Source organism: Scytonema hankhaensis NUACC26 (assembly GCF_045865695.1).
GTDB lineage: Bacteria > Cyanobacteriota > Cyanobacteriia > Cyanobacteriales > Nostocaceae > Scytonema.
The window spans coordinates 1-11,622 of sequence record NZ_BAACAP010000073.1; the positions used below are offsets into that span (position 1 = coordinate 1).

Genomic DNA, 11,622 nt, shown 5'->3' on the forward strand with positions numbered 1-11,622 from the left:
GGCGATGCTTGTTTGTTCTCAACGACTGTATTAGATGTGGAAATTGGATTTGGTGTCGTTGGTTGTGTTAGTGCTGTCTGTAAAACGGGAGTATTGGCAGTTCTATCGGTTCTATCCACGTCAACTGTAGGATTGGCTGTTTGTAAAACTGGAGTATCGGCAGTTCTATCGGTTCTATCTACTTCAACTGTGGGATTGGCTGTTTGTACAATTGGAGTATCGACAGTTCTATCGGTTCTATCCACGTCAACTGTGGGATTGACTGACTTGGTAGGACTACTTTGAGAAGATTGAATGTCTTGTTTATTGAAATTAATATCTTGTGGGAATGAAGTTTGAGGGGAATTGAGAGTTGGTTGCCGAACAGATGTTGCCACAGGCGATGATGCTTGTTGGTTCTCAACGACTGTGTTAGATGTGGAAATTGGATTTGGTGTCGTTGGTTGTGCGATCGCTGTTTGTACAATTGGAGTATCGGCAGTTCTATCGGTTCTATCTACTTCAACTGTGGGATTGACTGACTCAGTAGGAGTACTTTGAGAAGGTTGAATGTCCTGTTTATTGAAATTAATATCTTGTGGAAATGAAGTTTGAGGGGAATCGAGAGTGGGTTGCCGAACAGACGTTGTTGCCACAAGCAATTCTTGTTCGTTCTCAACTGCTGTATTACGTGTGGAAATTGGATTTGATGTCGTTGCTTGTGTTAGTGCTGTTTGTACAATTGGAGTATCGGCAGTTTTATCCTTTGGATTTGGTGTCGTTGATTGTGTTAGTGCTGCTTGCACAATTGGAGTATCAGAAGTTCTATCAACTTTTTGTGTAACAGTGGTATCTTGTACAGACTTTTTAGATTTAGATTGTTTTTTACTAGTTTTAGACTTGACTTTTTTTTGATTAGTTTGAGATAGTTTTGTTGTTTTTTGGGGTAATTTCTTGACAGATTGACTAACTGTTTGTGTATCGATTCGATCTGTAAAATCAGCTTGTCGAACGTCCGTCTTATTTTTTATTTCATGTACTACCCCATTTGTTTCAGATTTATTAGATGGAATCTCAATAGCCTCTTCCATCATTAAATTATTTACACTCAACTTAGGAAAATCTTCCCAAGACATATTCAATGGCTCAGAATCAGATAAACTGACTCCTTGAATAAAAGACGGTGGTTGTAATGTCCTAGATATTAAAGGTGGGAAATTAAACTTTCTCTGCAATAAAAATTTGGGCGGAGATAAAGATTCTCCTATTGTAAGAAAAGGATTTGTCATTCCAAGTGAAGGTTGAATAATTCTCATAGCGGCGTTTGAGGATAACAGTACTAAATACGTCATGAACTAGAAAAATAACCTGTTGCCATACGTTGTGTTTTATTGCCTCCTCCTCCTTGTTTACTAACTTTCAAGCCCTCAAATGCTAGAGTTAATTCCTCAATAACAACACCACTTCCATCGGCTTGCAAATCTGATGACTTCCAAGCTATGGGAATAGCACCAATCAGCGTCCAGCTTTTCATGATATCACCCGCTTGATTGAACGTAATAATGTTAGCATTACGCCGACTAACTGGTTTATTCCCAAATAATTCATACAGCCATTCCCAAAAATTTAGATCGTTTGTAGTCCCTCGTTTGAGAGTTATATCTGAAAATGTTGAGTGACCTAAAAAAACTCTTTGTTGTTCGTTCACTCCTCCCTCAAAATAAACTTCTTTCTCAATTTGAACGCTTAACCCAGAACATTCTGTAAATGATGCTGCTATGGAACCTCCTATTTCTACATAGAAACGATGAGTTGTAACATAATTGAGTTCGTATTTAATATTGCCGTTGACATCATTGGAAGAGTTAGCAACCATTACAACCACCTTTCTTTACCATAGTTTCTCATTCGATCTCGCTGACAGCGCATATCTTCCAGAAAAATTGCATACACGCGATCGCCCATCTGATTTAAGAGCAACGGATTGTCAAGACACTTTTTTGCTAGTGCAAGCATTGCAATGTATTCTGCTTCGTTAGCCAACTTACTTGTTTGTATTAAAGAAGTCTGCATTTATTTTAAATCCTTGAAACAGTAATTATTGACAAATGACAAATAACCAATAACAAATGACAAATTATTAATTATTAGTTAATGAAACTGTGAAACAAACTAGTTTTTCTTGACCAAGTTGTAACGAATCTTTGTCTTTCAGGAGATAGTGAATACCGGGAGAAAGAAATTTTTCATTTAAATAAGTTCCATTTCGACTATTGTTGTCAACTAACATATATACATTTTGAGATTTATCCCAGTACACTCGTGCATGAGAACGAGAAACTATACCTTCATTAGAAATGCCAGATAAGTCTATTTCTGGTAAAACTGGATTGACTGGGCTTTGCCGACCAATGTAACCCTCTTCTCCGTGCAGGCGAAATTCTTTTCCAGAGGTATGAATTAGCTTTAGGGTGGGTTGAGCATTTGGATGCGGGGATGGAGTATGAATATGTGAGGATTCTGCTGGTACTCGCTCGGTGAGTTTGCCAATGACAGGCTGTGGTGGTGGCGCTGGTGCTCGCTCGGCTGGTAAACTGACAACAGGCTGTGGTGGTGGCGCTGGTGCTCGCTCGGCTGGTAAACTGATGGCAGGCTGTGGTGATGGTACTGGTGCTCGCTCGACTGGTAAACTGACGGCAGGCTGTGGTGGTGGCGCTGGTACTCGCTCAACTAGTGAAACAGCAGAAGATTTTGCATCAGGAGTTGCCTTAGCTAATTGCTTCTCTGATGCAAGAACCCGGTCGTCAGAAGGAGTCACTACATTGCCCAAAGGTGTGCCACACATGGGGCAGATTTTTGCATTATTCGGCAAGACACGGTTAAACAATTCGCAACTGGGGTTTGGACATCTATTTGCAGTCATATGAGTTTAGATATTTATCGGGTATGGGTTGTAAAGGAACAAGTCCTACTTTGGTGATGAGACATTGACCCTGACGAGTCGTTAACATCTCAGCAAATTTTTCTCCTGCAGGTGGAAGGCTGTTGTTATGGGGATATACAATCGCAAGGGGATAGCTTAATGGATAACTACCACTCGTAAAAGTTTTAACGTCTAGGCGATTATCTTTATCACATAGATTATCTGATGGAGTAATTGGCTGGTCATTAAGTCGGAAAAGGGCTTGACTGGGAGGCTTGTCACCATCAACTAAAGCTAAAGGATAACCCGCACATTGATTCCAAGTTTTACTCAGAATGCCATAACTAATAATGCCTGCTTTCCCTGTATCGAAGGCAGTGATAATTTGTTGCTGTGTCAGTTCGGTTGGTTGTGTTGTAACGATTGCTCTGTATTGAGCAATCTTTTGTGGGTCGTCTTGCAGCACAATTCTTTCAAATTCTCGCACTGCTTCAGGCTCGGTTGGAGCATATGGTTTTATAGGAAGGTTTGGTCCACCAAGTTGTTGCCAATTGGTAATCTGACCTGTATAAATTTGACGCAAGCGATCGAGAGGAATTTGTCCGTTAAGAACTCTAGGAAGATTTGCATCTTTCTTACTAAAAGCAACAAATACAAGTAATCCATCATATGCAATTTGTTTGTCAGCTAAATCATTTGATAAATTATTAATTAAACTGGTAATTGCAAACTGTACTTGACCCTTTTTTACTTCTTCTACCGGTGTGCTACTAGTTTGTATATCAGCAGAAGATACGGGTTGATAGTTAAACTGTGCGTTTGCATCTGGTTTGGGTGTATTTAAGAGTTGTGCGAAAGTTACTTCGCTAGTTGGACGTACTTTTAAGACTGTACTCCATGTCCCTTCTGTTTCTCCGGTGTAAGTAAACACTCCTGAAGGCACTCCATTGACATCAGTAAAAGTCGGTACAAGTTGATTAAAGTTTGCAAAATCATCTTCTTTAACTCCTCCACGTCCTAAGAAATACCAAATGCTCCCGACAAATGATAATAAAGTGATGATACCTAGCAAGATAAGTAGGATGAGTGGTATCCGAGAAGGTTTTTCCTTCTCTTCTTCAGGTATGACTTGAGTGAAACTGGTGATTTGATTTTCTAAAGGAAATTGGAGTAAAGCGAGACGAGCAGCTTCAGCACTCTCAAATGGGGTTTCTATACCCATTAAGCGATAGGTAAACTGCTTTAAATTGAAACTAGATTTGAGCCACAGCCACTCGTCTCTAGGATCGAGAGGTTGATTAGAGGTAGGATCTACTGACTTTCCTGCTAATAAATAAAAAGCAACTCTTCCCAATTCTTCTAAATCTTGCTGATAGTCAGGAGTTGAAGGTTTAGAGAAATTTGGTGGTTCAAATAAACGTTCCCAAATAGCTAAGTCACAAAAATATATAACAAAATATTGCAGATTATCTTGTACGATTAACAGACTATTTAAATTAATATTACCATGAACAATACCTTGCTGTACCTGACCTGAAGGAAAGCGAAGTTTTTGCGTATGTAAGAATTGCAGAGTTTGTAAAGCTTGAATGAGTACTTCACGCACTTGAGAAGCACTCATTGCACCTTTTTCTATCAGATATTGGCTTAAAGTTGGTGAAGTTTCTATGTTCCCCTGACTGATTGTGTAACAGCGTTTTTGTTGGGGATCGACAATGGCTTCCCAAAGACTAATGGAACGGAAATCTTGATTTCTGCCATCTGCTGGACTTACCCCCGCTACACGTAAAAATGTATCTTGACGTTGACGAGCTTCATCTGCATTAAAAGAACGAGAGGGTAATAAATATTCTTTGAGCACAATAGGTTGACTGTCAGTTATCTGTTTTCCTAAATACAAGCGCCCCATACCCCGAGAACCTAAGAAACGAGTAACTTGATAAATACCTCGACTCCCTTTAATTTCAGTTTTTTCTGGTAACAAGGCAGGAAAACCACATTCTAAACAAAACTTAGCCTGTGGGAATTCTTGTATTGTCATTTGAAGGCGATCGCAATTTAAGGGTGCATTGCGCGAACAAAAATATTCTTTATAATCAGGTTTGATTGATACCATTGTAGATTTTGGATTTTCATGAGAACTTAGGACAGTAATTGTTTAAAATCATTTTTCTGTTAAAAATATAATATCTATTACCTCCCTCCCTATACCCTTAACATCAAGTTGGAATTACACCTAATTTTAAAGCAGCAAGAACTGCCTGAGTACGACTAGTAACTTGCATTTTTTCAAAAATATTTGTCAAATGAGCTTTTATGGTAGCTACCGTCACGTATAAACGTTTAGCCATTTCTTCATTAGAATATCCTTTTACTAAAAATTGTAAAACTTCTTGCTCTCGTTCTGATAAATTCAGCTTTTGACAAGTTATCAAAAAAGCTTCTGAATAAGTGTGGAATCGACGGAAAAAACCACTAGCAACTTCTGCTGGTAAGTAAATTTCAGAATTAAGTACAGTTGTTATTGCTTCATATAATTGAGTTGTAACGTGGTTTTTAAAGACATAGCCTACAGAACCTGCTTGCATAGCACGAAAGATAAAATCATCTTCTTGATGAGCTGATAGAACTAAAACTTTCCCAACAAAAGATTTTTCTCGTAAGCGAATAAGAGTTGTAATTCCATCACCTGTAGCTAATTCTAAATCTAGAAGGATAAGATCTGGTTGTTTTTGAACAGCAAGGCTTATAGCTTGCTCTGTAGATTCAGCTTCAGCCACGACTTCTATTGGTAATTGTCCGCTATTGCTATGAAAATCAAGGAAAGTATGCAAACCTTGACGAAACCGGAGATCGTCATCTACAAGAAGAACTGAAAGTTTGCGATCGCGAAGCATATTAAAACCCTCCTAAAAAGAAGTAGATCGAGGTAAGCTTATAAAAAACTGTGCGCCACCTTCAGATGAATTTTGCGCCCAAAGACTTCCATAATGGTCAAGAACGATTTTTTTAGCAATAGTTAAACCAAGCCCAGTACCTCCTGGACGACGAGAATAAAAAGGAGTAAATATTTTTTTGATATCTTCTGGAGATAAACCCTTTCCTTGGTCGGAAATCCAAATCAATACTTCATTTTGAAAAATTTGCCAATGACAATTAATGACTCCAGACATAGGACTAAAGTATACGGCATTGCTTAGCAGATTATCAAATACCTGCTTCATTTGCAAGCGATCGATTGCCAGAATAGCAGACGTTTCAGAATGACAGACTTTTAAGTTTTTCTGTTCGATTAAAGGTTTTAAACCTTGAATACTCTCAGATATCAAACTTTTTAAATCCTGAAGAGTTACTTTTATTTTTTCCTTTTGACCGCAATAAATCAGTTCTGTTAAATTTGCATCTAAATCCTTTATGCTCTCCCGAATAATTGCTGCTTGTTCTTGAGTAGAACCTTTAGGCAATTTTAAGTAAAGATTTTCTGCATAAAGACCAATCATCGCTAAAGGATGGCGTAATTGATGACCAGCACGCTGAAGTATTTGTTCCAGAAGTTGGATTTCAGTTTTTTGTTGATAGCACTCAGAACAAATATCTAAATGCTTGCTAAGTATCATGGCAGTTTGCTTAATATCTTGTTGCAAACTTAAAGAAAGAGGTTCGCGAGTAAATATCAGAATGTATTCAGGTTTTTGGTTTCTATATCCTAGGGGACAGATGTAACACTTTGATGATGTGTAATGAGAGAAATTTATCTCATTTAGAGTAAAACTATGATAAAAGTCTACTAACCATTCCTCTGAATTAATATAAGATAGAAAATTTCGTGTAAACCATTGTTCTTGAGAAGACTGAGTAATGGTTTGATGGGTTAATAAAAATGGATCGTAATAAACAATTCTAGCCCACTCAATAGAAGATTTTGATAACAAGAATTCTATTTGAAGTTGACAAAAACTTTGTAGACTAGAAAATTGTGAAGATTGGAAATCAGTCTTGGAGCTTGAAAGAGAAGGACTTAGACATTGAGTTAAAGCTTCTGTTGTAACTTGCATAATGACGCTAACCAAAAAAATGCATAAACTGTTTTATTTTAAGCAATCTTTGCTTAACTTCTGTAAACTTATTTATATTGCTGTCAATATATTTAGTTTATATGTAATTGTCGGTTATATCCAGGCACGGTAAAGAAGCTCACCCGAATTGTACCTTCTCCAAATATTAATATTGTATCCACCTTGGCACTTCAAGCTGAGTATTAAGTCAGCAGTAGAGTCAGCCGAGGCACTTAAGACGAGATTGGCTGAAACACTAGTCATCAAACCAAGCAGTAAAGCAAATCGCGTTAGTGTTTTCATAGTTTCTTCTTGGAGTTTTGAGTATTGTTACCCTAATAAATCATCAACCTTTTCTGCTACATGGCGTGGGTCAGCGATCGCCACACATCCCAGTGTTTGCACTCGTTCTCCCATGAGAGCGATCGATTCAAGCTGTTCGCTAGCATGTTTGTCAAGCAACAAATGTAATTGATAAAACGTGTGGTCGCGCATCATCCAGTGATGTTTCTTATAAAGGTGATAGAGAATGATGGTGTCTGCCAATTGCAAGCAATCGCCATAAGACCCTCTTTCTGTGATTTATATAAAGCAAACTTTAATTTTGCAATTTAATTGCCTGTCTTCGTTTGCATAAATTCAATATATGCAATTGCCTCTAAGAAGTCGTCCACTTTGAGTTGAAACTTTTGTTCAATCAAGTGATTGATGAATCAATCCATCTCAAAATCGAAGGTTGGCTCAAACTAAAGTTGTAATCCAAATTCCAACTGAAGTATTGCCTAAAAACTCACAATCCCGCGTTTCACAGCAACAATCACGGCTTGGCTCATCATGATTTTCACTCTCAATTTACAATGACAACAATTTCTGTTCCGTGTTCAGGTTGGCTCTCGATCGTCAATTGTGCTCCAATGCGCTCTGCCCGTTCGCTCATTCCTAACAATCCAAATCTGCCGTTAGGGAGGTTACCAACTTCAAAGCCTTGCCCGTTGTCCTTAACACGTAAGATACATTGTGCCTTTTCATACAACAATTCAACGCGAATTTCACTAGCATTAGCGTGTTTAATGGCATTAGTCAAAGCTTCCTGTCCCATCCGTAGTAAGTTACTCTCAACTTCCACGGGTAAGAGATAGGCTGTACCCTTAATCTCGTAACAAAGTGCTGTATCGGTAGCGGCTCTCATTTGAGTCACTAGGCAATAAAGGGCACTCTGTAAATTGCCCTCTTCCAATAGCTGCGGACGGAGTGTAGCAACGGATCGACGAGCTTCAGCAAGTCCGGTTCGTGCCAATTCATCAATCATTTCTAGATGTGCTTGTGTCGCTTCTAAATCATCTGTTAGCACTTGTGTCGCTACTTGGATATGTAGTATGATACCAGTAAAAGTTTGCGCTAGAATGTCGTGAATTTCCCGTGCGATGCGGTTGCGTTCTTCCAGAACAGACGCTGCTTCTGCGTGTTTGCGGTCAGTAATGTCCTGCCCAATACCAATACTCATACCGTGACTTAGGTGAATACCTGCCCAGGAAGTCTCTACATAGCTACCGTCTTGAGTCCTAATTTTGAAGTCCTGCCATTTCCCAGTAGCTGCGATCGCGTGTTCTGCAATCTGCTGGCGATACTCCAGGTCAAAATAAGATTCTGCTAATTGGTCAAGGTTTTCTAATTTGGAATCAGACCAACCCAGGATGCGTTCTAATTCCCGGTTGACTAATTGAATGTGACCTTTTGCATCATAAAGAGCCACCATAACGGGGATGTGGTCAAAGATCGTTTGCAGAAGTTCTTTCTGCTGGCGTAGTTCCAAAGTCCGCTCAGCGACTTGCTTTTCTAAAGTCCGATTATAATCTGCCATGAGTTTTTCAGCCTGTTTGCGTTCTGTGATGTCCTCAAGGGCGTCGATAGCATAGGCGATTTTACCTTTAGCATCATAGATAGGCGTTGCCCGAGTCTCTAAAGCGAGAATCTTGCCGCCTTGATGAACTTCTATGTCATTAGCTGTTGCACTCTTGCCCTTTAACGCCTGCACGAGAGGCAAGTTCTCTAGAGGATACTCCTGATGAGTACCTGCTTTATAGACTTGATAAATTTCAGATAATTGCTCGGTAGTGGCATCCCAAATGACTTCTTTGCCAAATATCTTTTTTGCCTTCTGATTGATGTAGTAAGGTTTGCCTTCTGCATCCAACACTCCCACACCCACTGGCATCGCTTCCAAAAACTGTATCAAGCGGCTCTCGTTCTCTTGAAGTTTTGCAATCAGTGCAGCTTGCTCGCAATTTAATTTCGCTAGCTCCTCATTCATTTGCTGTAGTTGGGCATTTTGTTGAGCTAACTTTTTCTCCTGAAGATAGCTGTTAACTGCTTCTTTTACTGTTAATCTTAGGTCTTGAGTTTCCCAAGGTTTGGCAATATAACGATATAATTTGGCATACTTGATTGCATTACCCACCGCTTCTAGACTGGCTTGCCCTGTCAGCATAATTTTCAGGGTTTTGGGCGAGATGGCATGAATACGCTTTAATAATTCATCGCCTTTAATATTGGGTATGAGGTAATCGGCAATGACCAGAGGAACTTCACACTGTTCTTCTAGCAATTGTGATATTAACTGTAGTGCTTCTTCACTGGATTGAGCCGTTTCAATGAGATATTCATCTCCTAGGGCTTTTTGCAGCTCTACTTCCAGACTATCAAGGATTGTTTGTTCGTCATCAACACATATAATGGTAAGTTTGTTCATAAGATTTAGTCACTCATATTGTGCTATGCCAGACTTAATGGTTTCAATGAGTTTCTTACTATTCCAAGGTTTTGGTAAATAAGCATACAAGTTAGCTTGAGTTATAGCCCGTTCAATTGCTTCTTTATTAGCTTGTCCTGTTAGCATTATTGTAATAATGTTTGGACATTCTCTATGAATAATGATGAGAAATTCATCTCCATTCATACCGGGCATTAACCAATCAGAGACAATTACTATGATTTCTATCCCATCCTCCATTAGTTCCGCAAGGAGTTCTAGGGCTTCTTCAGCACTTTCAGCAAATTCATATAAGTAAACATCATCAAAGGCTCTTCGGAGTTCTAGCTCAAGACTCTCTAATACCACTGTCTCATCATCAACACATAAAATCACTGACTTAGACATTCCTAGTTTCCTAGTTTAAATTGATGGGCAATGATACGTTAAATACAGTTTTACCAGGCTTCGAGGATACTTCAATTTTTCCTTGATGTTTTGCAACAATATTCTTGACGATATCCAATCCCAAACCACTACCTTCCCCAGGAGGTTTTGTAGTAAAGAATGGCTCAAAGATTCTCGGTATAATCTCAGGAGGAATACCTTTGCCGTTGTCGGTGATGCTAACCAGCAAATTCTCAGCTTGCCGTGCCAGATCAATCGTTAAGGTTCCCTTGTTGTTCATCGCTTGCAGGGCATTGTGGATGAGATTTGTCCAAACTTGGTTGAGTTCATCAGGATAGCACCAGATCGAGGGCGATTCACCATAGTTTCTAATGACTTCCACCCCATATTTTATTTGGTTATGATAAAGTATTAATGCTGTCTCAATTCCCTCAATGATATTTGCCTGTACTTTTGACCCAGAATGGTCATAGCGACCATATGTTTTTAGGGCAGATACGATTTTTGTCGCTTTTTCTGTGGCAGCGGCGATGGTTGTTGTGCTTCTCTGTACTGTGGCAAATTCATAGGCGGTTTTTAAGATATTTTCGCTGTCTGGGTCTTTTAACAATGGCAAAAAGGGTTGAATATCGTCATACACGCCGATATTTACCAGGGTACTGGCAAGGCTAGCGGCATTTTCAATCGACTGCAACTCTAGTTGATGCTGCAACTCTCGTTTAAATTGACGTTTTTCTTTGCTAGATAAGGAAGGGGTTTGTTGGGTTGACTTTTGCAGAAGAGCAAAAAAATCCTCCTGACGTTCTCTTGGGAGTCCCTGGAAAAATTCGGGTAATTGTTTTAGGTTTTCGCTCAAGAATTCGGAAATATTCACCACAGATGAGCGAATTGCGCCCACTGGGTTATTCACTTCATGAGCCACCCCAGCAATCAGTTGTCCTAGGGCAGTCATTTTTTCGGATTGAATTATTTGAGCCTGAGTGCGTTGGAGTTCGCTCAAAGCTTGTTCTAGCAATTGGGCTTTGGTTTGCAGTGAAGAACGCGATCGCTCCAATTCGGCTTCTGCTTGCAGGCGTTCTGCAATCTCCTGTTGTAGCATTTGATTTGATTGGGCGAGCAGTTGATTAGAATGGGAAATTTCAGCAGTTCTTTCCTCCACCCGTCTTTCTAACTCCAATGTCAGTTGTCTGAGGGCTGACTCCGCGCGATCGCGTTCTTTAATCTCCTGTTCTAGACGCTCATTCTGCTCTTTTAGTCTCTTGGTCATGTGTCGTAAGCTTAAGTGAACTGTGACACGGGCTAAAACCTCTTCAGCATCTACCGGCTTAGTGATGTAATCCACCGCCCCAAAACTTAAACCTCTAACCTTATCCACCGATTCAGAAAGCGCGCTCATAAAAATCACAGGGATGTCTTGAGTTAGTGGCGACGATCTCAAGCGGCGACAAGTTTCAAACCCATCTATTCCAGGCATAAGTACGTCTAAGAGAATGAGATCGGGAAGAGCA

At 39.6% G+C, this 11,622-nt stretch carries 12 protein-coding genes; all 12 read right to left on the reverse strand.

All coding sequences use genetic code 11. The annotated features are described in order from the left end of the window. Window positions 1–1,295, reverse strand: a 1,295-nt coding sequence (locus ACKTT2_RS02150) for a hypothetical protein (protein ID WP_407883498.1), incomplete at its 3' end; no start/stop codon positions are given. A gap of 32 nt (window positions 1,296–1,327) precedes the next feature. Beyond that, the gene (locus ACKTT2_RS02155; protein WP_407883500.1) at window positions 1,328–1,855 is read right to left on the reverse strand and encodes a phage tail protein; all 528 of its coding nucleotides are present in this window, start codon (window positions 1,853–1,855) and stop codon (window positions 1,328–1,330) included. Next, window positions 1,855–2,052: a hypothetical protein gene (locus ACKTT2_RS02160; protein ID WP_407883502.1), complete on the reverse strand. Its 198-nt coding sequence runs from the start codon at window positions 2,050–2,052 to the stop codon at window positions 1,855–1,857. The genes ACKTT2_RS02155 and ACKTT2_RS02160 overlap by 1 nt, the downstream gene beginning before the upstream one ends. 67 nt (window positions 2,053–2,119) lie before the next feature. Next, window positions 2,120–2,902, reverse strand: a complete 783-nt coding sequence (locus tag ACKTT2_RS02165) for an FHA domain-containing protein (protein WP_407883504.1) — start codon at window positions 2,900–2,902, stop codon at window positions 2,120–2,122. Continuing rightward, window positions 2,889–5,018 (reverse strand): substrate-binding domain-containing protein, encoded by a 2,130-nt coding sequence (locus ACKTT2_RS02170; protein ID WP_407883506.1) that lies wholly within the window; start codon window positions 5,016–5,018, stop codon window positions 2,889–2,891. The genes ACKTT2_RS02165 and ACKTT2_RS02170 overlap by 14 nt, the downstream gene beginning before the upstream one ends. A 103-nt stretch (window positions 5,019–5,121) precedes the next feature. Beyond that, complete coding sequence (locus ACKTT2_RS02175; RefSeq protein WP_407883508.1) at window positions 5,122–5,799, reverse strand: response regulator; 678 nt, start codon at window positions 5,797–5,799, stop codon at window positions 5,122–5,124. A 12-nt stretch (window positions 5,800–5,811) separates the two neighbouring features. Next, the gene (locus ACKTT2_RS02180; protein WP_407883510.1) at window positions 5,812–6,957 is read right to left on the reverse strand and encodes a sensor histidine kinase; all 1,146 of its coding nucleotides are present in this window, start codon (window positions 6,955–6,957) and stop codon (window positions 5,812–5,814) included. Window positions 6,958–7,071: 114 nt separating this feature from the next. After that, window positions 7,072–7,260 carry a hypothetical protein gene (locus tag ACKTT2_RS02185; protein WP_407883512.1) on the reverse strand — a complete coding sequence of 63 codons (189 nt, stop codon included), beginning with the start codon at window positions 7,258–7,260 and terminating at the stop codon, window positions 7,072–7,074. 27 nt (window positions 7,261–7,287) lie between these two features. Continuing rightward, window positions 7,288–7,503 (reverse strand): ferritin-like domain-containing protein, encoded by a 216-nt coding sequence (locus ACKTT2_RS02190; RefSeq protein WP_407883514.1) that lies wholly within the window; start codon window positions 7,501–7,503, stop codon window positions 7,288–7,290. Between the two features lie 301 nt (window positions 7,504–7,804). Next, on the reverse strand, window positions 7,805–9,706 hold the full coding sequence (locus ACKTT2_RS02195) for a PAS domain S-box protein (RefSeq protein ID WP_407883516.1): 1,902 nt from the start codon (window positions 9,704–9,706) through the stop codon (window positions 7,805–7,807). Between the two features lie 9 nt (window positions 9,707–9,715). Further along, entirely contained in the window at window positions 9,716–10,114 is a 399-nt protein-coding gene (locus ACKTT2_RS02200) for a response regulator (protein ID WP_407883518.1), read from the reverse strand. A 10-nt stretch (window positions 10,115–10,124) separates the two neighbouring features. Next, window positions 10,125–11,622, reverse strand: a 1,498-nt coding sequence (locus ACKTT2_RS02205) for a hybrid sensor histidine kinase/response regulator (RefSeq protein ID WP_407883520.1), incomplete at its 5' end; no start/stop codon positions are given.